Consider the following 20,610-nt stretch of genomic DNA (forward strand, 5'->3'; position numbering starts at 1 on the left):
AAACTTACTGTGAGACAGTCTCTTTCGAAGCGGTTGAGTTGCACTCGATCAGACCCGAGGGTAGCCTTACCCGAAGCGAAGGGGAGTAGCCCCCAATCGGATGGTCGACATACTGGCTGAGCGCCTGCGCATCAGCCCGGTCATCTGAACCGGACCTGTGGTCCGGTGGGCGAGACCTTCGGCCGTGCATCGTATTTCGGTTGCCGGCCGGAGGCGTGACCCGATCCGGCCGACAGCCACGAGAAGAGGAGTGTGTCGGTGATCGCCGCCCTGCTGCTGAGTTTCGCCGTGATCTTCGTGGCCGAACTCGGCGACAAGAGCCAGCTGATGGCGATGATGTTCGCCCTGCGCTACCGGTGGTGGGTGGTGTTGTCGGCGATCCTCGCGGCCACCACGGCTGTCCACGTGCTCTCGGTCGCCATCGGGCACTACCTCGGCGCCGCCCTCCCCACGCATCTCCTCGGCCTCATCGCCGGCGCGATGTTCGTGTTCTTCGGCCTCTGGACGCTGCGCGGCGATTCGCTCACCGACCAGGAGGCCTCTCGAGCCCAACGCGCCACCGCGCCCGCGTTCTTCGTCGTGACCTCGGCGTTCATGCTGGCCGAACTCGGCGACAAGACGATGCTCGCCACCATCACGCTCGCCGCCGACAACAACTGGCTCGGCGTGTGGATCGGCTCCACCATCGGAATGGTCGCCGCCGACGCGCTGGCCATCCTGGTGGGCGCGGTGGCCGGAAAGCACCTGCCCGAACGGCTGATCCAGGTGGTCGCCGCGGCGTTGTTCGGGGTGTTCGGCATCTTCATGGTGGTCGACAATTTGCGTCCGAGTCTGCCCGCGATGGTCGGCATCGGAATCGCGGTCGCGGTCGTCGCTGCCGTGGGTCTCCTTCTACGAGCCCTGCCGGAACGCCTGCGCCCGGCGGTCCTGCGGCCCGCGCCCCAGCTGCCCGCCGAGGCATTGCCCGTGGACGCTGCCCGGGACTAGATCGGTGCCACCGACCGGATCGCGATCTGCTCCGTCTCGCACAGCCGGCACGTCAGCGGCCGAACGTTCAATCGCACGTTGGCGATTCGCAGAGCGCGCCGGCACATCGGGTAGGGGCATCCGCACGACAGGGTGACCCACCACTGCGCCGGGTGCGCCAGCGGGCCGCAGAAACGTCGGCATGTGCACAGGATGTCGGGGTCGAAATCCAGGTCCGCCAACGACGGTTCCAGCAAGGTGGTCACGGCCCCCAAGGCTAAAGTGGGGGTCGAGGGTTTTCCGGGAGGCGCGCGCGAGCGGTGCGGCCAGTTCTCGCCGGCCGCACCGCTCGCGAATGCTCGGTCCTACAGCCGAATCCACCTGCCGAGGAACCAGAATCCCCATCCGTCGCCGTTTCCGGCAGGCAACGGGTGAACCTGCTGGCCCTGGTACTGGAAGGGCTGGTGGTCCTGGCGTCCCTGGTCGATGCCCCGACGCTGCCAATCGTTGTTCGGCGCCGCCGGTCCCGGCTGGCAGGGCGATGCGCCGGGGCGATCGCACGGCCCGCCGGGTTGCGCACCGGCGATACCTGATCCGCCGAGTGCAACGCCAGTCAACGCCAATGTCCCGGCGATCACCGAGGCGCTCAGCGTACGGGTGAAGGTCATGTGTCTCTCCGTTCGTCCTGCATGGCCGGACAGCCATACGGGCGATGACGTTAAGTCGCCGGTGTTGGAGCGCTCTATGTCCTGCCTAGGTGTGCGCTTTGTTTTCGGTCACGACTCCGACACCGAACGGACACAGGATGATTCAGTCCGTCTTGCTGCATCACGAGCAGTTCAACGTGACCGTCACCTTCGGCTTCGGGAACCTCGTGAAGACGGTGATGTCGTCGTCGTCGATCGGAATGATCTGCGCCGGACGCGAGAACGTGTTCACGTTGGTGACTACACACTCGTCCAGCGGGGCGCTGCCGACGCGGTTGACCCGGACGTCGGCGCCGGAGGCCTTGAGCTGGTTGATGGTCGCCACGGCGTTGCCGCCGGAGCCGCCGCCGGAGCCGCCGTCTGTGCCGGGGGCGGCCTGGGCCGTAGCGGCCATCGCCAGCATCGCACCCCCGGCGATCAGGGTGGCGGTGATGGTTCTGGTCATGATGAAAACTCCCTGTGGTGTCTCTGTGAGCGTGTCATCCGAAGACACGGTGCCCGCAGCCGTTTGGTTCACCGTCACCGGAAAGAGAATGGCGGGCGCGGAATCCGGCGCTTTAGCGGCCGTCGGCGAAGTGGGTGTCGAGGATCGCATGCGACAGCGGGTAGCTGCGCAACGCTGCCGAGGCCATCACGCCCAGTTCGTCGACGACGGCGGCATCGAGTCCCCGCGTTGTGACGACGTCGGCGATCCAGGCCACCGTCTCGGGGACCGGTCTGCTGTCGCCAGTCAGCAAGACCGCTGACACCGCGTGCAGCAGTTGGTTGAGCGCGTCGATGGCCATGGCCGTGTCGGCGGTGTCGAGGCGGCCGCCCGCGGTCACCGACCACGATGACGCGAGCCCGTCGACGATCCTGCGATGGTCGTGTTCGAGATCGGCCTGCTCGGCCGCGGCCTGGGGCGGCAACGGCGAGACGGGCGGGACCACCGGGGGCAGGCTCGCGATAGCGGCCAGCGCCCCGTGCGCGTCGGCCGCCCACGCGGTGGCCCCCAGGGCTTTCGCGCGCACGTCGTCGCGTCCGAACGCGGGCCCGCCCACCACGATCGGTACTCCCGCGGCGGTGCTCGCCTCGATGAACCGTCGCGTCGCCGGCAGAGACCCCAACACCGAGCAGCTGACTGCCACCGCCTCGGGACCGTAGTCCTGCAGATACTGGTTCAACCGCACCGGCGACGTGGCCGCGCCCATCAGGATGCTGTCCCACCCGGCGCTGCGCAGTGTGCAGTCGATGATCATCGCGGGCAACGCATGCCACTCCCGCTCGGCGCAGGCGACCAGGACCCTGCCGCGTGTCGGCGCCACCGCCCGGACGTGCCGACCGACCGCCTTGGTCGCGGCCACCGCCATCGCGGTCGCCGCGTGTTCCTCGGCGATGGTCCACTCTCCGCGCTGCCACCGCTCCCCGTTGTCGCGCTGCACCGCGGCGACCACGTCGGTCAGCACCGTCACCGGGTCCAGCCCGTCGGCGAGCATGTGCCGGATCACCGACTGCACGCCCGCAGCATCGCGCGTGGCGACGGCCTCCCGGTACGGCCGCACCCGGTCGGACCCACTCAGCCCGGACACGTCACCGCCAGTAGCGCGATGTCGTCATGCGGTCGCCCGTCGACGTACTCGATGACCTGCTGTTCGACCACCTCACACACCACATCGGGGGAGGCACCCGCATAGGCGGGCAGCAGTCCGATCAACCGCTCGACTCCGAGCAGGCCCTGTGCGCCGTGCGCCTCGTCGACGCCGTCGGTGAACATCAGCATCGTGTCGCCGCGCTCCAGGCGCAGCTGGATCGTCCGGTACTCGACGTCGGGGATCATCCCGCAGGCCGTGCCGAACACCTCGAGCTGTTCCACGTGCCCGTCGCCGCGCATCACCAAGGGTGCCTGGTGGCCCGCGGTGGCCAACTCCACGTCGACGTGCGAGCCCGACTCGGCGATGTGTATGCCGGCGCAGAGCACCGTCACGAACTGCTCGGGCCGCGTCTCGTACAGCACGCTGTTCAGCGCGCGCAGGAGCATCGCCGGCCTGCGGTCGAAGTAGGCGGCCGTGCGAATGCTCTGCCGAGTACGTCCGGTCAGCGCGGCCGCTTCGACGCCCTTGCCGCTGACGTCGCCGAGCGTGATGAGCCAGTCCCGATCCCCGCCGAGTACGTCGTAGAAGTCGCCGCCGATGTCGATGTGTTCGGCTGCCGGACGATAGCGCGCGGCCAGGTGGAGGTGCTCGATCTCGGGCAGCGATGGCGGCCGCAGAGCACTGCTGAGCACCGTAGCGATCTGGGTGCGCTCCTCGTAGAGCCGGGCCGAGTCGAGCGCGATGGCGGCTCGGGCGGCGAGGTGGCCGGCGAACGCGGTGTCCTCGGCGTCGAACGCTCCGCGCCGGCCGAGCAGCAGCGACCCCAACGTGGCGCCGCGCGCGTTGAGCCCGACGGCCAGAAGGTGCGTCACTCCCAGCGCGGCGACCTCGGCGCGCAGGGCGGGGTGCGGCAGGAGCTCCGCGAGCGCCGGGTCACCGACATCGGAGCTGACGTCACTGTTGCCGGTGCGCAGCACCCGGTCCAGGCGGCTACCGGCGATCGCGGTCTGCGAGATCGTCGCCGTGAACCCCACCGATTCACCACCCTGGAGAAGAAGGCCGCCGCTGCGCGCGTCGGGCATCGCCAGCAGGGCCCAGTCGGCGAGTTCGGGTTTGAGCAGCGTCAGGAGCCGCATCGCCGTACGTCTGGGGTGCAACGAGCCGGCGAGGCCGAGCTCGACCTCTTCAGCCAGTTGAGTGCGCGTGCGAACGAAACACCTCCGATTGCAGCTCTGTGCCCGATGAATTCGCCAACGTCAGACGTGGTCCACGGTAGTCGCCGCCGACGTCGTTACGCGCAGGTCGGCGAATCCGGTCCACCCGCCTGTCCTAGCTCTCCGTTAACCTGTAGCCGGTTGTCGGTTCCGGCACCCCGTCGAACAGGTTCAGACTGCAGCCTCATGACATCATCGCCCCCCGCAGGGCGAACAGAGAAGAGGCATCGCACGTGCAGCAATTCAGCGAACACCAGGTCGACGGCGTGGTCGTGATCGCGGCGGTTGGTGCTGTCGACATGCTGTCTGCGCCCAAGCTCCAGGATGCGATGAGTGCGGCGGCCGATCGCCGCCCCACCGGGCTGATCCTCGACATGACCGAGGTGGACTTCCTCGGAACGGCGGGCATGGAAGTGCTGGTGACCACGCGCAAACAGCTCGACGGGAGCACCCGATTCGCGGTCGTCGCCGACGGTCCCGCCACCAGCCGCCCGCTGACGATCATGGGCCTCACCGATTACATCGAACTGTTCTCGTCATTGGACGACGCGCTGAGCGACTTCGCTGGTTGAATGTTTGGTGTTCCGAGGGCCAGGGAACAGACGCATCGCTGAGCGGCCGGGCCGCTCCCCGGAGCGGAGATGATCCATCCGGGCACAACACTGAAGAGGGAGCGCTCCCGTGGGTGACAACAATTCTGGTCCCGAAGAAGCCGTCAAGGGTGTCGTCGAAGGCATCAAAGGCAAAGCCAAAGAGGTCGCCGGTGTCGTGACCGGCCGCGACGATCTACAGGCCGAAGGCGAAGCTCAGCAGGACAAGGCCGACGCCCAGCGGGAAGCGGCACAGAAAGAGGCCGAAGCCGAGAAGGCGCGCGCCGAAGCCAAGGCCAACGAGGCCCGTCAGAAGGCTGCGGAGTAACAGCCCATGCTGCAGTGATGTCCGTGCCATGACCGTCACGTCCATTCGGAGCAGGTCAAAAGACTGTCGAAGCTTCTTCGTGGCTTCGACAGAGCTGACTGTTGCGACTCGGACGCGCGGTCGTGGCCGGGCGAGGGAGGCGACGGTGGCGATCGCCGGTGAGGTGGACGCCGCCAACGCCAAACATTTCGCGCACACGCTCCGTGAGGCAGCCGGTGCCGCACGCGCGGTGGTCGTCGATCTGACCGCCGTGCACTTCATGGCTTTCGACGGTGCGTCGGCGTTGTATGCGCTCAGCGCGCATTTCGCCCGCGAGGGCGTCGAGTGGTGCGTGGTCGGAAGTCCCGCTGTGACCCGGGTGTTGGCGCTCTGCGACCCCGAGGGTCTGATTCCGCGGACCGACGTCGCAATCTTGCGCGGGGCCGAGCTGGCCTGAGCGCGCCGCCTCCGAACGTGAATCGTCCGTTCGGCTGTCTCACGCGACAATTTCGCCGCCGTGTCACGGTGTGATCTGGCGCTCATTTCACAGCCCGGACTCTAAGAAACCTGAGTGCGCCGAATTCGTCACAGTCGGTAACGCCAGTAGCGGATCGGCGGTTCCGCGCTGTTCACCGAGTGTTTGCTCGTTGCCATCGCAAGGTAACGACTCGATAAACAAGAGAAGTCTAAAGATGTCTTGAGAATTTCGCGTCAGCCGCCGGTGCGAGTGACCATTGGCACCTCTGACCTTGATTTTTCGCCGATACACTCGGTCCAGACCGCGCCCGCGAGGGTTGCTGACAGACGTAATCGGACCCGGGCGACGTTGTCCCGGGGGAGGTGAGACTTCGATGGCCAAATTTGCGATGCCTTCTGCGATGCCCCTGTTGAAGGCGATGCGAAAGCACGCTCCTGCGCACGACGAGACCCCTGCGACCGACGTGTCGGTTGTGAATGGCACCGCAGTCGTGCGCGACACCGACGGCGCGCGTCGTCTGACGACGGGACGCGGACCGATCGGCGACCTCGCCGCCGGACCCCGTGCGGTCGCTGTCGCGAACCCGACCAGCGACACCCTCACCTTGCTCGACCCCCACACGCTGGAGGAGCGTGCCGTCGTGCGCCTCGGTGGCGAGCCGACCGGTGTCGTGGTCAGTGACGACCGCGCCTACGTCAGCGTGACGTCCGCTCACCAGGACAAGGTGATGGTCATCGACGCGGAGACGGCCGCCGTGACGGCGACGTTCCCGGTCGCGTCCGGCATCACCGCGCTGGCGGTCGGACCCGACGGCAAGCGGCTCTACGCCGGTCGTGCGACCGGTGAGCGCGTCGAGGTGACCGTCATCGACGTGACCGCCGAGCGCGCCGGCACCATCGACATCGGGCAGGGCCCGGCAGCCAACATCGATGCCTTGGCGCTCGATCCCCGCGGGCAACGACTCCTGGTCGCCGTCACCGACGAGCGCGGCAGCCAGCTGATCATCGTGAACGCCGAGACGACGCGCGTGCAGCGGGTCGTGCCGGTCGGGTCGCCGCTGCGCGATCTGGCCTGCGCGGCCGACACGGTGTACGCGCTGACGTCCGATCGCGAAGTCGGCGGCGCCGTGCACGTCATCGACCTGGCCACCGCCCGTGTCGCCGACACGGTCGTCGTCGGCGGAGCGCCCACCCAGCTGTCACTCAGCCGCGACGAGGCGCGCGTCTACGTCGTCGACTACGACCGCGTCCACGTCATGTGCACGATGCGGCTCGAGGTCGTCGACGCCCTGACGGCGCCGGCCCGCCCGTCATGCGTGGCGCACAGTGCCAACGGCGGCGAGCTGTTCCTCGCGGACTACGCCGGGGATGTGACCGTGCATGCGGTCGAGTCGACGCTCGGCATGCTCTACTCGCAGTTCCTCGCGACGGAGCCGTTCGCGCTGACCCCGCCGCGCATCCGCCGGCCGGTCACCGTCTGAGTTCCGCTCAGCGCCACTGATACCGGGTCTTCGGTCGGCCCGCCTTCCCGTAATCGGTCTCGCGGCGCACGGTCCCCTCGTCGGCGAGCCGCTCGAGGTAGCGCCACGCCGTCACCCGTGACACTCCTATCTGCTTGGCGACGGCGTCCGCGGTGACACCGGCGTCGCCGGAATCGCGTACAGCGCGGGCGATCTCGTCGTTCGTCCCCGGGGCGATGCCCTTTGGTGCGGCGGCTCTGTCGGGGCCGATCCGCAGCTCGGACAGAGCGCGGTCGACCTCGGCCTGGCTGGCGGCATCGGTGCCGGCCGGAAGTGCTTGGCGATACCGCGCATACCGCTCGAGGCGATCGCGGAACGCCGCGAACGTGAACGGTTTCAGCAGGTATGCCAACGCTCCGTGGCCGACCGCGGCCCGCACCATCTCCAAGTCGCGTTCCGAGGTGATCGTGATGATGTCAGGCGCGGGGCGCAGACCCGACAGCGCCGATGCGAGGGCGATGCCGTTCGCGTCGGGCAGGCCGATGTCGAGCAACACCAGATCGATCGCCGCGCCGTCGGCCGCCGCCTCCGAGGCCGCGCGCATCGCGTCGCGGGCGGTATGCGCCACCGCCGCAACCGTAAAACCCTGCAGGCGACCGAGATACGCCTGATGTGCCTCGGCTATCAACGGCTCGTCCTCGACGATCAGAACCTTGATCACGCGCTGACCTCCACGGTGACCACCGAGCCGTAGGTCACGTCTGCGCGCAGCGAGCCGCCGTGCCGCTTGACCACCTGGGCCACCAACGCGAGCCCGAGGCCGTGCTGTTCGGCGTCGCTGCCCGTCTTGGTGGAGTAACCGCGTCGCATCGCCTTGTCAAAAGTTCTGGCGTCCATGCCTTCTCCGCTGTCGGCCACCCGGATCAGCAACCGTTCCTCGCTCTGGTTGACCGTGACCTCCACCCACGGATCGGCCCTGTCGCAGGCGTCCATCGCGTTGTCGATCAGGTTGCCCAACACCGTCACCATCTCCGAGCCCGTCAGCGGATGCCCGTCACCGGCGGGTAAATGGGTGTCCTCGGTGACGGTCAACTCGATCCCGCGTTCATCGGCCTGGGCTGTCTTGCCGAGCAACAGCGCCACCAACGCCGGTTCGGCGACCGCGCCCGACAGGCGATCGACGAGATGCTGGGACAGTTCCAACTCGGCGGTGGCGAATCGGACCGCCTCGTCGGCGCGCCCCATCTCCACCATCGTGACGATGGTGTGCAGGGTGTTGGCTGCCTCGTGAGCCTTCGCGCGCAGCGAATCGGTGAGCACCTTCAGAGAATTCAATTCGCCCAGCGCGCCCTGCAATTCGGTGCGATCGCGGATCGTCACCACCTCCGAGGACCGGCCGGCCGACGCCACCGGAGAGCGGTTGACCACGAGCACGCGGTCGTCGGTGACGTGGACCTCGTCCCGTGCGCCGGGCGCGAAGGACTGCAGGAATTCAGGCAGGTCCGCTCTGTCCACGGCGCCCGCGGGCAAGGACAACAGCCGCCGCGCCTCGTCGTTGACCACCGCCACGCCGTTGCCGTCGAGCACGATGAGGCCCTCCGACACGGAGTGCAGGATCGCGTCGTGATGGTCGTACATCACCCGCAGCTCCTCGGGCCGCAGACCGTGGGTCTGCCGCAGCAACCGGCGCCGGATGCCCCAGACCCCGACCAGAGCCACGGCGAGCGCACCGGCGCCCACCGCGGCGATCACCGGCCACTGCGAGCGCCACCGCTGCGCCAGGCTCTTCTGCAGGATGCCGGCGGCGACCAGTCCGACGATCCGGCCCGACCCGTCGCGCACCGGCGCGACCGCACGGATCGACGGTCCCAGCGTCCCGGTGTAGGTCTCGGTGAACGTCTCGCCCTGCAGCGCAGGCTCGATCGTGCCCAGATACCTGCCGCCGATCTGAGTCGGGTCGGTGTGGGTGAACCGAGTCCGGTCGGGGGCCATGATCGTGATGAACGCGATGTCGGTGTGGGTGCGTACCAGCTCGGTCATCGGCTGCAGGACCTCGGTGGCGCGGCCCGACTCGATCGCCGCCGCCGTCGACGGGGCATCGGCGAGAGAGGTGGCGATCCCGACGACCTGGTCGCGGGCTGAGGCGTCGCCGTCCTGCCGTGCATCGATCAGCGCGAGAACGCTGCCCGCCGCCACGATCAGCGCGATCACCAGCACCTGCAACGCGATCGCCTGGCCGGCCAGCGATCGCGGCCAGGCCGCCCGGAACCGTCGCATCGTGGTGCGCAACCTCCCGCCGCGTGAACGAAATGAACTTAAGCGTGACCTGGCTCACGCCGTGGCTGACCATCCTTTCAGACCACATCGTCACCTGAGTTCGGAGGAACCCCATGACCACCACCGTCGACCGGCCCCCCGCACCGGAAGCGCCCAAAAAGCGCGACCGCACCCACTGGCTCTACATCGCGGTCATCGTCGCGGTGGTCGCAGGCGTCGGCGTCGGCATCCTCGCCCCGGAGGTCGGCAAGAGCCTCGGCGTGCTCGGCACGATGTTCGTCGCGCTGATCAAGATGATGATCGCGCCGGTCATCTTCTGCACGATCGTGCTGGGCATCGGCTCGGTCCGCAAAGCCGCCACCGTCGGCAAGGTCGGCGGGCTCGCGTTCGTCTACTTCCTGGCGATGTCGACCTTCGCACTCGCGATCGGTCTGGTCGTCGGCAACCTGCTGCACCCGGGCGCCGGCCTGAACGTCAGCTCGACCACGGCCGCCAAGGGCGCCGAACTCGCCGACAAGGCGCACGAGGCCGGCGGGCTGATGGACTTCGTCCAGGGCATCATTCCCACCTCGATGTTCTCCGCGCTCACCGAAGGCAGCGTGCTGCAGGCCCTGTTCATCGCGCTGCTGGTCGGCTTCGCCGTGCAGGCCCTCGGCTCCACCGGTGAGCCCATCCTGCGCGGTGTCGAGCACCTGCAGAAGCTGGTCTTCAAGGTCCTGAGCATGATCCTGTGGCTGGCCCCGATCGGCGCCTTCGGCGCCATCGCCAACGTCGTCGGCCAGACCGGCTGGTCCGCGGTCGGCCAGCTGCTCACCCTGATGCTCGGCTTCTACATCACCTGCGCGATCTTCGTCTTCGGCATCCTCGGCTCCCTGCTGCGGGTGGTCTCCGGGATCTCGATCTTCAAGCTGGTGCGCTACCTGGCCCGCGAGTACCTGCTGATCGTGTCGACCTCGTCGTCCGAGTCGGCGCTGCCCCGCCTCATCGCCAAGATGGAGCACCTCGGTGTGGACCGCTCGACCGTCGGCGTGGTCGTGCCCACCGGCTACTCGTTCAACCTCGACGGGACCGCGATCTACCTGACCATGGCGTCGCTGTTCATCGCCGGTGCGTTGGGCGACCCGCTGTCGGTCCCCGAGCAGATCGGCCTGCTGGTGTTCATGATCGTCGCCTCAAAGGGCGCGGCCGGCGTGACGGGTGCGGGGCTGGCGACGCTGGCCGGCGGCCTGCAGGCGCACCGCCCCGACCTGCTCGACGGCGTCGGCCTGATCGTCGGCATCGACCGGTTCATGTCCGAAGCCCGCGCGCTGACCAACTTCTCGGGCAACGCGGTCGCCACGCTGCTGGTCGGCTCCTGGACCCGCACGATCGACAAGACCAAGGTCGACAACGTGCTCGCCGGGCGAGATCCGTTCGATGAGCTGACAATGGTCGACGACGGACACGGCTCACGCGTTCAGGAGCCGCAACAGGAGAAGGTCCCTGCCGCGGTGTAGGACGCGAGGAGGAAAGACCCGGCCGGTGCTTCCCGGCCGGGTCTTTTCATGTCCGTTCCCTATGTCAGCGGTCGGCGCGCTGGTAGGCCGTCACGACGGCCGCGCCGCCCAGCCCGATGTTGTGCTGCAGCGCCGCCGTCACACCGTCGACCTGCCGCTTGTCGGCATCGCCGCGCAACTGCCAGGTCAGCTCGCTGCACTGGGCCAAGCCCGTCGCGCCCAGTGGATGCCCCTTCGAGATCAGCCCGCCCGACGGATTGACCACCCAGCGCCCGCCGTAGGTGGTGTCGCCGTCATCGATCAACGCCGGCGCCTCGCCCGGGCCGCACAGGCCGAGGGCCTCGTAGAGCAGCAGCTCATTGGCCGAGAAGCAGTCGTGCAGCTCGATCACCTGGAAGTCCTGCGGGCCGAGCCCGGACTGGTCGTAGACCTTCTGCGCGGCCTGGACGTTCATGTCGTAGCCGATGATGTTGGCCGCACTGCCGTCGAACGTCGACGCGAAGTCGGTGGTCATCGCCTGCCCGACGATCTCGACCGCGCGGCCCGCCAGACCGTGGGAGTCCACGTACTCCTCGCTGGCCAGCACCACGGCCGCCGAGCCGTCCGAGGTCGGCGAGCACTGCAGCTTCGTCAGCGGGTCGGAGATCATCTTCGCGCCCAGGATGTCCTCGAGGCTGTACTCGTCCTGGAATTGCGCGTAAGGGTTGTTCACCGAGTGCTTGTGGTTCTTGTGGCCGATCTTCGCGAAGTGCTCGGCGGTGGTGCCGTACTTCTTCATGTGCTCGCGGCCCGCGGCGCCGAACATCCACGGCGCCACCGGGAACTGCATCGCATCGACGTCATTGAGCGCCAGGATGTGTCGCTTCAGCGGTGACTCGCGATCATCGGCGCCACCGCCGAGCGAGCCCGGCTGCATCTTCTCGAAACCCAGCGCCAGCACGCAGTCGGCGAGCCCGCCGCGGATGGACTGCGCGGCCAGGTAGAGCGCCGTCGAGCCGGTCGAGCAGTTGTTGTTGACGTTGACGATCGGGATGCCCGTCATTCCCAGCTCGTAGAGCGCCCGCTGCCCCGAGGTCGAGTCACCCGAGCAATACCCGACGTAGCCCTGCTCGATCTCGGTGTACTCGACACCCGCATCGGCGAGCGCCTTGGTGCCGGACTCGCGCGCCATGTCGGGATAGTCCCAACCCTCGCGCCTCCCTGGCTTCTCGAACTTCGTCATCCCGACGCCCACGACGAACACTCGCTTCATGTGCTGATCCCTTCGCCAATCGCGACCGGCCCGCCGGGCGCTGGTGTACATCTGAGTAGAACACGTTCCAATTTCACGAGGAGTCGACATGGCGTTGCGCGTCGTGCAGTGGGCGACCGGCGGGGTCGGCGTGGCCGCCATCAAGGGCGTGCTCGAGCACCCCGAACTGGAACTGGCCGGATGCTGGGTCCATTCGTCCGCCAAGGCCGGTCGCGACGTCGGCGACCTGATCGGTGAGGCCCCGCTCGGGGTCACCGCCACCGACAGCATCGACGAGATCCTCGCGATGGACGCCGACGCGGTCATCTACGCCCCTCTGATCGCCAACCCGGACGAAGTGATCGCACTGCTGCGCGCCGGCAAGAACGTCGTCACCCCGGTCGGCTGGCTGTATCCCAGCGAGCGCAGCGGCGCGCCCCTGCGCGAGGCGGCGCTGGAGGGCAACGCGACGTTGCACGGCACCGGCATCGCGCCCGGCGGTATCAGCGAGAAGTTTCCGCTGATGCTCTCGGCGATGTCGACGGGAGTGACCTTCGTGCGCGCCGAGGAGTTCTCCGATCTGCGCACCTACGAGGCGCCCGACGTGCTGCGCCACGTGATGGGCTTCGGCGAGACGCCGGACAAGGCGCTGACCGGGCCGATGCAGAAGATGCTGGACGCCGGCTTCATCCAGGCCGTCCGAATGTGTGTGGACCAGTTGGGTTTTCACGCTGATCCGCGAGTGCGGGCCACGCAGGAGATCGCCGTGGCCACGGCCACCATCGACTCGCCGATGGGTCCGATCGAGCCGGGGCAGGTGGCGGGGCGCAAATTCCATTGGGAGGCATTGGTCGACGGTGAACCCGTGGTCCGGGTGACGGTGAACTGGCTGATGGGGGAGGAGCACCTCGACCCCGCCTGGACCTTCGGCCCGGCCGGGCAGCGCTACGAGATGGAGGTGCGCGGCAACCCCGACTTCACCGTGTCGGTGACGGGGTTCCAGTCCGACATCGGCGGGGAGGGCCCCGAATACGGCGTGGTCGGTACGGCCGCCCACTGCGTGAACTCGGTGCCCGCGGTCTGCGCTGCGCCGCCGGGCATCGCCACCTACTTGAATCTCCCCCTGATCAGCGGCAAGGCCGCACCCCACCTGTAGATGTGCCGTCTGTTCGGGATGCATGCCGGCGCGCCTGTCCCGGCGACGTTCTGGCTGCTCGATGCCCCCGACAGCCTCGCCGAGCAGAGCCGCCGCAATCCCGACGGCACCGGCCTGGGGTACTTCGATGCGGCCGGTCAACCGGTGGTGGACAAGCAGCCCCTGGCCGCGTGGCAGGACGCGGCGTTCGCCCGGGAGGCCGGCGACATCGTCGCCTCGACGGTCCTCGCGCACGTCCGATACGCCTCCACGGGCGCGCCCGACCTGACGAACACCCACCCCTTCGTCCAGGACGGACGGTTGTTCGCCCACAACGGCGTCGTCACCGACCTGGACGCGCTCGACGCGCGGCTGGCCGAGCTCGGCACCGCTGATCTGGTTGTGGGACAGACGGATTCGGAGAGAGTGTTCGCACTCATCACCGGCGCGACACGGGCCCACGGCGGCGACGTCACCGCCGGCCTGATCGACGCCGTGAGCTGGCTGGGCGCCCACGTCGGGGTGTTCGCGATCAACATCCTGCTCTGCACCGCGACGCAAATGTGGGCGCTGCGCTACCCGGACACCCACGATCTGTTCGTGCTCGACCGCCGCACGCCGGCCGAGCACGCCCGCTTCGAGATGCGCAGCAGCAGGATCAATGCCCGTGCCGGCGACGGTCCGTCGGTGGTGTTCGCAACCGAACGGATGGACGACGACCCCGCGTGGCGGCCCCTCGGCGACGGCGAACTGGTACACGTCGGCCCCGGGTTGGACCTCACCTCGACGACCGGCGTCTTCGACCCGCCCCGGTACCGCCTGACCGTCGCCGATCTGAACCCCGTCGCGGCGGCCAGTCAGATCGTCCGGTAGAGAAGAGGGGTGACCAAGCCCCACGCTCTCGTGCTCGCCGGCGGCGGACTCGCCGGAATCGCCTGGGAGACCGGTGTTCTGCGCGGTATCGCCGACGAGGCGCCCGCCGTGGCCCAGGCTCTGCTGGCGTCCGACGTGCTGCTGGGGACCTCGGCGGGGTCGACGGTAGCCGCGCAGCTGTCCAGCGGGCTGCCGCTGGACGAGTTGTTCGCCCGTCAGCTGTCGGACACCTCGCACGAGATCCACCCTGGGGTCTCCGTCGACGGCATCACCGCGCTGTTCCTGGACGCCGTCATGACCCCCGGGACCACCAAGCAGCAAAAGTTGCAGAAGATCGGCGCCGTCGCCGCAGACACCGACACCGTCGACGAGGCAGTGCGCCGCGCAGTGATCGCCCACCGGCTGCCAACGCACGACTGGCCGTCGCGCGATCTCAGGATCACCGGAATCGACATCGCGACAGGCGAACTCGTGGTGTTCGATCGCAGCTCCGGCATCGAGCTGGTCGACGCGGTGGCGGCCAGTTGCGCAGTGCCCGGCGCCTGGCCGCCGGTCACTGTCGCCGATCGGCGCTACATGGACGGCGGCGTCGGCAGCTCGGTGAACATGTCGGCCGTCTCCGACTGCGGCACCGCCGTCGTCCTCGTGCCGTCCGCCCCGGACGCGCCGTCGCCGTGGGGAACCGGCACGGCCGACGAGATCGCGGCCTTCCCCGGCGCCACGGTGGCCGTCTTCGCCGACGCCGACGCGCTGGAGGCGTTCGGCCCCAACCCTCTCGACCCGGCCTGTCGACTGCCCTCGGCACAGGCCGGCCGCGCCCAGGGGCGCCGCGAAGCGGCCCGCGTCGCCCAATTCCTAGGGCTCTGAAGCTGCTAGGGCTCTGACGCGACAGTCGCCTCGAGCGTGTCGAGCGCGGCGCTGGCCAGCTCCTGGCCGATGTCGATCACCTCGTTGGCGCGATGGAAGTCCAGGCTTCGGCACACCGTGCGCGGCACCTCGATCAACAGGTCGGGCGGATACGCGGCCAGCGTATGCCGGGCCAACGCCGCCTGCGCGATGTCGATGACACGGTTCATCACCTCGAAGCCGCCCAGCCTCGGCACCACCGGCATCACCGGTTCGCTGGGAGTCTCCACCGGCTCGTCGTCACCGACGACGAAGCGGCCCAGCACCGCCCGCCCCGTCGGGGTGTCCAGCAATGACCGTGCGGCCTTGGAGTCCAGCAGCGACGACGAACTGCGCCACATCCGGTTCAGCCAGTCTCCGGTGGCCTGCCGGGGTTCCCGGTCGCGGCGGTGCGCCTCGGGATCGTCTCCGGAGAGGCTCACCGCGATCGTGACGTCGGCGGCGACAGCGGCGATCGGGGCCATCGGCAGCGGATCGAGGATTCCGCCGTCGGCGAGCAGCCGGCCGTCGAGCACGTGCGGGGTGATGACGCCCGGGATCGCGATCGACGCGCGGATCGCGTCGTCGACCGGACCGCGCTGCATCCACACCGACTTGCCCGTGATCAGATCGGTGGCCACCGAGGTGTACGGAATCGGGAGGTCCTCGATCGTCACCTCGCCCAGGATCTCCCGGACCGCGTCGAGGATCTTCTCGGCCCGCAGCACACCCGCCGACGTGATCGACGGGTCGAGCAGGCGCAACACCGCACGCTGGGTCAACGACCCCGCCCACGTCGTGTACTGGTCGAGCCGGCCCGCAGCCTCCAGTCCGCCCACCAGGGCACCCATCGACGACCCCGCGATGCCGACGATCTCGTGGCCCCGCTCGTGCAGTTCGTTGATCACCCCGATGTGGGCGTATCCGCGGGCGCCTCCGCTGCCCAACGCCAATGCGACCCGCATCCGCCCATTCTCGCTTGCATGACCAGGACGCGGCGGGCAACCCTGTCCCTCATGATCGGAACACTGCGTTCAGTCGTCGTCGACTGCCCCGACCCACTCCTGCTGGCGCGCTTCTGGGCCGAGGTCCTCGGCGGCGACATCACCCAGGAGGACGCGGACTGGGTGGTGGTCACCGGTCCGGACGGACGACGGCTGGCGTTCCAGCTGTCGCCCGAGCACCAGCCGCCGCAATTCCCCGACCCGCACGCCTCGCAACAGATCCACTTCGACGTGATGATCTCCGAGGATCAGCTCGAGACGGCTCAGGCGGAGGTGCTCAGGCTGGGCGCGACGTGGGTGCAAGACGTCGACGAGGATCAGTTCCGGGTGTACCGCGACCCAGCGGGCCACACGTTCTGTTTCGTCTGGAACGACTAGCCGCACAGCGCGTCGGCGGCCGACTCGACCGCGACGATGATCGCGGACTGCTGGCCGGCCGACAGCTGCGTCCAGCTCTTGTCGAACTCGCCCGACCCCACCGTCGGCGCGCCCTGCAGCATCTTCAGGTACGGCTCGATCTGCGCCTTCGGGTCCCCGCCGCGGGTGTCCATGTAGGTGCGCGCAGCCCGGCAGTTCTGGAAGTAGTCATCCTCGGTCGATTCCGCGGGCGCACCCACCTTGGTCGTCACCCCACCCGGTGAGACCTCCACGGCGTTCGGAGCCAGCGATTCGCTGGTCGTGGGGGCCGCGCCCGCCTCAGTGGACGAGGACGTCTCGGTGGTGGGCGTCGCCGCGGTGGTGTTCGACGGGCTGGGATTCGACGAGCAACCCGCCGCGGCGAGGGCGCCCACCGCGACGACGACAGCGACCCGGGCAGCAGAAGGGACCATTCCGCCAATGTAGACGCGACGTGCGCAATTCCAGATTCACGGTGAGATTAATTCCCGGACCTGGCGAAGCGCGGGGTCTCGTGCCACAGTGGGGACGTGCGCAACGGAATGACTCGGGAGTGTTGTCGGGCCTGACCCCGACCCCCCAACCATCCGTTCCCTCCCTGGAGATCTCCCATGGTTCTCGCGCCTACCCGGCTGCGCCCAGCCGACCTGCTGCACGCCACCGACAGCTACGCCGCCGACGTCCTCGGCGGCCGCTACGACGACATCCTGCCGGTCGGCGGACCGCCCACGAGTGAGCGGTGGTACACCCGGTTGCACGGCGACGACGAGCTCGACGTCTGGCTCATCAGCTGGGTGCCCGACCATGCCACCGAACTGCACGACCACGGCGGCTCTCTCGGTGCGCTCACGGTTCTGTCCGGGGCGCTGAGGGAAACGCGTTGGGACGGAAAGAATCTGCGCCATCGTCGGCTCGAGGCGGGCGATCAGGCCGCGTTCCCGCTGGGGTGGGTGCACGACGTGGTGTGGGCTCGCGAGAGCGTCACGGTGGCATCCCCTATCTCGGTGCCGACGCTGAGCGTGCACGCCTACTCGCCGCCGCTCACCGCGATGTCCTACTACGAAGTGTCCGAACGAAACACGTTGCGACGCAAACGGACCGAATTGACCGACCAGCCGGAAGGTAAGTGACATGGGAAGCCGTATCGACGTGGTGTTGGAGAACGCCCGCACGAAGATCAACCGACTGACCGCAGACGAGCTACCGGTCGCGCTGCGGCGCGGAGCCATCCTGGTCGACATCCGACCCGCCGCCCAGCGTGCCATCGAGGGCGAAGTGCCCACCGCGCTGATCATCGAGCGCAACGTGCTCGAGTGGCGGCTCGACCCCACCAGTGATGCCCGCATACCGCAGGCCGTCGACGACGACGTCGAATGGGTGATCCTGTGCTCGGAGGGCTACACCTCGAGCCTCGCCGCCGCGGCGCTGCAGGAGATCGGCCTGCACCGCGCCACCGACGTGGTCGGCGGATACCACGCGCTCAAGGGCGTGCTGGTCTACTAGCCGGGTCAGCTGCTCTCGCCGCTGCGCAGCAGCGGTCGCAACTTCTCCGTCTTCGCCGCAGACCACCCGGGCGGCAACAGGATCGAGGCCCACGCGTCGGCGACGTTGCGCACGTACACGTGGCCGTGCCCGTCAGGCACGTCGACCGCCACCGCCATGTCGGCCGACACCTGCAGGAACGTCACGACCGGAATCCACTGCATGTCGGGGGAGACGTCGTAGCCGCGCGGCTCCCGCAACCAATCCGGTTTGGCGAACAGCAGATCCGGATTCCACCAGGCGATCGGATCCGATGCGTGCTGGAGGTAGACCACGCGTGGCTGACCCCACGGATCGTGCGGTCTCTGCAGATCGCGGGGCTCGGCGACGAACCGCACGTTCTCGCCCTTGTCGTAGATCGGCAGCCATTGCGGGGAACCGGGATCGCGATTGATCGTCAGATCGGTCCAGATCGTGTTGTTGAACGTCGGGCCGCTGAACAACGCGCCGTCGGTGCGGGCGATCAAATTGTTCAACGCCAGGAACGGTGCCTCGCCTCCGAAAGAGCCGAGGCTCTCGCCGAACACCACGAGCTTGGGCCGCTGCGCCTCGGGCATCGCGCGGACCAGCTCGTCGACGGCCTCGAACAGCGCCTGGCCCGCTTGCCGCGCGTTCTCCTTATCGACGAGAAACGACAACCAGCTCGGCAGGAACGAGTACTGCATCGACACGATCGCGGTGTCGCCGTTGTACATGTACTCCAGAGCCGTTGCCTCGGCGTTGTTGATCCAGCCCGTGCCCGTCGTCGTGGCCACCGCCACGACCGCGCGCTCGAGGCCACCGGTACGCTGCAGTTCGCGCGCCGCCAGCGCCGCGGTGGCCTTGATCCCGACCGCCGAATTGAGGCCCGCATAGGCGCGGATCGGCTCGACGGCCGGCCGCTCGTTGAATGCGCTGAGTTCGGAGACCGACGGCGCACCGCCGACGAACATGCGCCCCTGGTGGCCGAGCGACTCCCAACTGACCAGCGATCCCGGACCGCCGGAGCGCAGCGGTGTCTCAGGCGCCGGGTTGTCGGGATCGGTCTCGTCGTTGACCGCCGCGAACGTGCTGTTGATCGTGCTCATCGCGAACCGCACGACGATGCCGTTCAGTAGCGCAATCGTCAGCGCCAGCAGCAACGTCACCACGATGACCGCCGAAACCCGCGGCGGTGCAACACGATCGAGCTGACGAACCAGGTAGCGGACGAACCGGCCGACGAGTTGGCCGATCTCCACGAACGCGAACAGCGTGACCACCGAGATCACCGCGGCCAGCGGATAATCCCAGAACGTCAGCCGCGGCACGCCCATCAGATCCCTGACATCGTCCTGCCATTCGTGGAACCAGACGATCGCCAAGACCATGCCGACCGCACCCACGACGACGAGGATCAGCCAGGCGCGGCGGGGAGCCGGCGGGCTCGATTCTTTGGACCGCATGTAGCGCACCAGCCACACCGAGAACACGCCGAGCAGGTATCCGAAGGCGCCGGCACCGCCGCTCACCAGCCCCTGAAACAGGGGACCGCGCGGAAGCAGGGACGGCGTCAGCGACAGCCACAGCAACACGAGACCGACCGCGGTACCGGTGAACGTGTAGTGGCGCACCCACCACGGTTTGCGGGCTGCCTCGGCGGGCGGCTCGGCCGTCGGCGGAGCGGCGGTGGCGGTCACGAAGGCATGGTAGCGGCGCGTGTCAGCGGTGGGAGAAGTTCGGCGAACGCTTCTCGGTGAACGCGGCCATGCCCTCGCTCTGATCTTCGGTGGCGAACGCGGAGTGGAACAGTCGCCGCTCGTAGAGCAGGCCCTCGGCGAGCGTGGACTCGAAGGCGCGGTTGACCGCCTCCTTGGCCATCCGGGCAGCCGAGAGAGACATGCCGGCGATCGTGGCCGCGGTGGCAGAGGCTTCCTCGAGCAGGGCGTCGGCCGGGACCACGCGCGACACCAGGCCCGCTCGTTCGGCCTCCTCGGCGTCCATGGTGCGGCCGGTCAGGATCAGGTCCATCGCCTTGGCCTTCCCGATGGCCCGGGTCAGCCGCTGCGATCCACCCATGCCCGGCAGCACGCCCAGCTTGATCTCGGGCTGACCGAATTTCGCTGAGTCCGCGGCGATCAGGATGTCGCACATCATCGCCAGCTCGCAGCCACCGCCGAGCGCATACCCGGCGACCGCGGCGATCGTCGGTGTGCGTGTCGCTGCGAACCTGCCCCAAGCGGCGAAGAAATCCGACGAAAACACCTCGGCGAAAGACAGATTCGCCATCTCCTTGATGTCCGCGCCGGCGGCGAATGCCTTCTCGTTACCGGTGAGCACGATCGCGCCGATACCAGGATCGGCGTCCAATTCGGCTGCAGCGGAGGTGACGTCGCTCATCACCTGGCTGTTGAGGGCGTTGAGCGCCTTCGGCCGGTTCAGCGTGATGGTGGCGACGCGGCCCTCGCGGGTGACGAGGATGGTCTCGTAGTCGGTCATGATCGCTCCTGGTGCGTGTCGG

General features: G+C 68.3%; 24 protein-coding genes. 12 read left to right on the plus strand and 12 right to left on the minus strand.

The window, feature by feature from the left end:
• Positions 1-258 precede the first annotated feature (258 nt).
• On the plus strand, positions 259-987 hold the full coding sequence (locus PGN37_RS14530; RefSeq protein WP_335331796.1) for a TMEM165/GDT1 family protein: 729 nt from the start codon (positions 259-261) through the stop codon (positions 985-987).
• Here PGN37_RS14530 and PGN37_RS14535 read toward each other — a convergent pair.
• The 5 genes from PGN37_RS14535 to PGN37_RS14555 all read right to left on the minus strand — a co-directional run bounded on the left by PGN37_RS14535 (position 984) and on the right by PGN37_RS14555 (position 4,380).
• Entirely contained in the window at positions 984-1,232 is a 249-nt protein-coding gene (locus PGN37_RS14535; protein WP_335331727.1) for a hypothetical protein, read from the minus strand. The genes PGN37_RS14530 and PGN37_RS14535 overlap by 4 nt on opposite strands.
• Positions 1,233-1,331: 99 nt before the next feature.
• Positions 1,332-1,634, minus strand: coding sequence for a hypothetical protein (locus PGN37_RS14540; RefSeq protein WP_335331728.1), 303 nt, complete (start codon positions 1,632-1,634; stop codon positions 1,332-1,334).
• 160 nt (positions 1,635-1,794) lie between these two features.
• The gene (locus tag PGN37_RS14545; protein ID WP_335331729.1) at positions 1,795-2,118 is read right to left on the minus strand and encodes a hypothetical protein; all 324 of its coding nucleotides are present in this window, start codon (positions 2,116-2,118) and stop codon (positions 1,795-1,797) included.
• 112 nt (positions 2,119-2,230) lie between these two features.
• Complete coding sequence (locus PGN37_RS14550; RefSeq protein WP_335331730.1) at positions 2,231-3,241, minus strand: cobalamin B12-binding domain-containing protein; 1,011 nt, start codon at positions 3,239-3,241, stop codon at positions 2,231-2,233.
• Positions 3,229-4,380, minus strand: coding sequence for a PP2C family protein-serine/threonine phosphatase (locus tag PGN37_RS14555; RefSeq protein ID WP_335331731.1), 1,152 nt, complete (start codon positions 4,378-4,380; stop codon positions 3,229-3,231). Before PGN37_RS14555 ends, PGN37_RS14550 begins: the two co-directional genes overlap by 13 nt.
• A gap of 311 nt (positions 4,381-4,691) precedes the next feature.
• On the opposite strand from PGN37_RS14555, the gene PGN37_RS14560 reads away from it, so the two are divergent.
• From PGN37_RS14560 to PGN37_RS14575, 4 genes are all read left to right on the plus strand, one after another.
• Entirely contained in the window at positions 4,692-5,030 is a 339-nt protein-coding gene (locus PGN37_RS14560) for an STAS domain-containing protein (protein WP_335331732.1), read from the plus strand.
• Between the two features lie 109 nt (positions 5,031-5,139).
• Positions 5,140-5,376, plus strand: a complete 237-nt coding sequence (mbp1, locus tag PGN37_RS14565) for a microaggregate-binding protein 1 (RefSeq protein WP_335331733.1) — start codon at positions 5,140-5,142, stop codon at positions 5,374-5,376.
• A 145-nt stretch (positions 5,377-5,521) separates the two neighbouring features.
• The gene (locus PGN37_RS14570; RefSeq protein WP_335331734.1) at positions 5,522-5,812 is read left to right on the plus strand and encodes an STAS domain-containing protein; all 291 of its coding nucleotides are present in this window, start codon (positions 5,522-5,524) and stop codon (positions 5,810-5,812) included.
• Between the two features lie 493 nt (positions 5,813-6,305).
• Positions 6,306-7,313, plus strand: a complete 1,008-nt coding sequence (locus PGN37_RS14575) for a YVTN family beta-propeller repeat protein (protein WP_335331735.1) — start codon at positions 6,306-6,308, stop codon at positions 7,311-7,313.
• A 7-nt stretch (positions 7,314-7,320) separates the two neighbouring features.
• Here the strand turns inward: PGN37_RS14575 and PGN37_RS14580 are convergent, their stop codons facing one another.
• Both PGN37_RS14580 and PGN37_RS14585 read right to left on the minus strand, forming a co-directional pair.
• Positions 7,321-8,013 (minus strand): response regulator, encoded by a 693-nt coding sequence (locus PGN37_RS14580; protein ID WP_335331736.1) that lies wholly within the window; start codon positions 8,011-8,013, stop codon positions 7,321-7,323.
• The gene (locus PGN37_RS14585) at positions 8,010-9,569 is read right to left on the minus strand and encodes a sensor histidine kinase (RefSeq protein ID WP_335331737.1); all 1,560 of its coding nucleotides are present in this window, start codon (positions 9,567-9,569) and stop codon (positions 8,010-8,012) included. Before PGN37_RS14585 ends, PGN37_RS14580 begins: the two co-directional genes overlap by 4 nt.
• 113 nt (positions 9,570-9,682) lie before the next feature.
• Between PGN37_RS14585 and PGN37_RS14590 the strand changes: the two genes are divergently transcribed.
• Positions 9,683-11,065 carry a cation:dicarboxylate symporter family transporter gene (locus PGN37_RS14590; protein ID WP_335331738.1) on the plus strand — a complete coding sequence of 461 codons (1,383 nt, stop codon included), beginning with the start codon at positions 9,683-9,685 and terminating at the stop codon, positions 11,063-11,065.
• A 64-nt stretch (positions 11,066-11,129) separates the two neighbouring features.
• Here the strand turns inward: PGN37_RS14590 and PGN37_RS14595 are convergent, their stop codons facing one another.
• A complete protein-coding gene (locus tag PGN37_RS14595; RefSeq protein WP_335331739.1) occupies positions 11,130-12,317 on the minus strand; it encodes a lipid-transfer protein in 1,188 nt (395 codons plus the stop codon).
• Between the two features lie 88 nt (positions 12,318-12,405).
• Between PGN37_RS14595 and PGN37_RS14600 the strand changes: the two genes are divergently transcribed.
• The 3 genes from PGN37_RS14600 to PGN37_RS14610 are packed head-to-tail and all read left to right on the plus strand — an operon-like array spanning position 12,406 to position 15,171.
• Positions 12,406-13,452, plus strand: coding sequence for an NAD(P)H-dependent amine dehydrogenase family protein (locus PGN37_RS14600; RefSeq protein WP_335331740.1), 1,047 nt, complete (start codon positions 12,406-12,408; stop codon positions 13,450-13,452).
• Entirely contained in the window at positions 13,453-14,304 is an 852-nt protein-coding gene (locus PGN37_RS14605; protein WP_335331741.1) for a class II glutamine amidotransferase, read from the plus strand. It begins immediately after the preceding gene.
• A 9-nt stretch (positions 14,305-14,313) separates the two neighbouring features.
• Positions 14,314-15,171, plus strand: a complete 858-nt coding sequence (locus tag PGN37_RS14610) for a patatin-like phospholipase family protein (protein WP_335331742.1) — start codon at positions 14,314-14,316, stop codon at positions 15,169-15,171.
• A gap of 5 nt (positions 15,172-15,176) precedes the next feature.
• Here the strand turns inward: PGN37_RS14610 and PGN37_RS14615 are convergent, their stop codons facing one another.
• Positions 15,177-16,154: a patatin-like phospholipase family protein gene (locus PGN37_RS14615; RefSeq protein ID WP_335331743.1), complete on the minus strand. Its 978-nt coding sequence runs from the start codon at positions 16,152-16,154 to the stop codon at positions 15,177-15,179.
• 51 nt (positions 16,155-16,205) lie between these two features.
• On the opposite strand from PGN37_RS14615, the gene PGN37_RS14620 reads away from it, so the two are divergent.
• A complete protein-coding gene (locus PGN37_RS14620; protein ID WP_335331744.1) occupies positions 16,206-16,571 on the plus strand; it encodes a VOC family protein in 366 nt (121 codons plus the stop codon).
• Here the strand turns inward: PGN37_RS14620 and PGN37_RS14625 are convergent.
• Positions 16,568-17,023 carry a lipoprotein LpqV gene (locus PGN37_RS14625; protein WP_335331745.1) on the minus strand — a complete coding sequence of 152 codons (456 nt, stop codon included), beginning with the start codon at positions 17,021-17,023 and terminating at the stop codon, positions 16,568-16,570. The genes PGN37_RS14620 and PGN37_RS14625 overlap by 4 nt on opposite strands.
• A 177-nt stretch (positions 17,024-17,200) precedes the next feature.
• Between PGN37_RS14625 and PGN37_RS14630 the strand changes: the two genes are divergently transcribed.
• Entirely contained in the window at positions 17,201-17,719 is a 519-nt protein-coding gene (locus tag PGN37_RS14630; RefSeq protein WP_335331746.1) for a cysteine dioxygenase, read from the plus strand.
• Between the two features lies 1 nt (position 17,720).
• Entirely contained in the window at positions 17,721-18,092 is a 372-nt protein-coding gene (locus tag PGN37_RS14635) for a rhodanese-like domain-containing protein (RefSeq protein ID WP_335331747.1), read from the plus strand.
• A gap of 5 nt (positions 18,093-18,097) precedes the next feature.
• On the opposite strand, the gene PGN37_RS14640 is transcribed toward PGN37_RS14635, so the two are convergent.
• Both PGN37_RS14640 and PGN37_RS14645 read right to left on the minus strand, forming a co-directional pair.
• Positions 18,098-19,789 carry an alpha/beta hydrolase gene (locus tag PGN37_RS14640; RefSeq protein WP_335331748.1) on the minus strand — a complete coding sequence of 564 codons (1,692 nt, stop codon included), beginning with the start codon at positions 19,787-19,789 and terminating at the stop codon, positions 18,098-18,100.
• 22 nt (positions 19,790-19,811) lie between these two features.
• Positions 19,812-20,588: an enoyl-CoA hydratase gene (locus PGN37_RS14645; RefSeq protein ID WP_335331749.1), complete on the minus strand. Its 777-nt coding sequence runs from the start codon at positions 20,586-20,588 to the stop codon at positions 19,812-19,814.
• Positions 20,589-20,610: the final 22 nt, after the last annotated feature.

It is taken from the genome of Mycobacterium kyogaense (assembly GCF_036946525.1).
Classification (GTDB): Bacteria; Actinomycetota; Actinomycetes; order Mycobacteriales; family Mycobacteriaceae; genus Mycobacterium; species Mycobacterium kyogaense_A.

Coding starts and splice junctions, on each gene's coding strand:
- PGN37_RS14630 (WP_335331746.1), top strand. CDS start 17,201: ATGGTTCTCGCGCCTACCCGGCTGCGCCCAGCCGACCTGCTGCACGCC.
- PGN37_RS14615 (WP_335331743.1), bottom strand. CDS start 16,154: ATGCGGGTCGCATTGGCGTTGGGCAGCGGAGGCGCCCGCGGATACGCC.
- PGN37_RS14590 (WP_335331738.1), top strand. CDS start 9,683: ATGACCACCACCGTCGACCGGCCCCCCGCACCGGAAGCGCCCAAAAAG.
- PGN37_RS14585 (WP_335331737.1), bottom strand. CDS start 9,569: ATGCGACGGTTCCGGGCGGCCTGGCCGCGATCGCTGGCCGGCCAGGCG.
- PGN37_RS14555 (WP_335331731.1), bottom strand. CDS start 4,380: ATGCGGCTCCTGACGCTGCTCAAACCCGAACTCGCCGACTGGGCCCTG.
- PGN37_RS14540 (WP_335331728.1), bottom strand. CDS start 1,634: ATGACCTTCACCCGTACGCTGAGCGCCTCGGTGATCGCCGGGACATTG.
- PGN37_RS14600 (WP_335331740.1), top strand. CDS start 12,406: ATGGCGTTGCGCGTCGTGCAGTGGGCGACCGGCGGGGTCGGCGTGGCC.
- PGN37_RS14625 (WP_335331745.1), bottom strand. CDS start 17,023: ATGGTCCCTTCTGCTGCCCGGGTCGCTGTCGTCGTCGCGGTGGGCGCC.
- PGN37_RS14545 (WP_335331729.1), bottom strand. CDS start 2,118: ATGACCAGAACCATCACCGCCACCCTGATCGCCGGGGGTGCGATGCTG.
- PGN37_RS14645 (WP_335331749.1), bottom strand. CDS start 20,588: ATGACCGACTACGAGACCATCCTCGTCACCCGCGAGGGCCGCGTCGCC.
- PGN37_RS14595 (WP_335331739.1), bottom strand. CDS start 12,317: ATGAAGCGAGTGTTCGTCGTGGGCGTCGGGATGACGAAGTTCGAGAAG.
- PGN37_RS14620 (WP_335331744.1), top strand. CDS start 16,206: ATGATCGGAACACTGCGTTCAGTCGTCGTCGACTGCCCCGACCCACTC.
- PGN37_RS14605 (WP_335331741.1), top strand. CDS start 13,453: ATGTGCCGTCTGTTCGGGATGCATGCCGGCGCGCCTGTCCCGGCGACG.
- PGN37_RS14635 (WP_335331747.1), top strand. CDS start 17,721: ATGGGAAGCCGTATCGACGTGGTGTTGGAGAACGCCCGCACGAAGATC.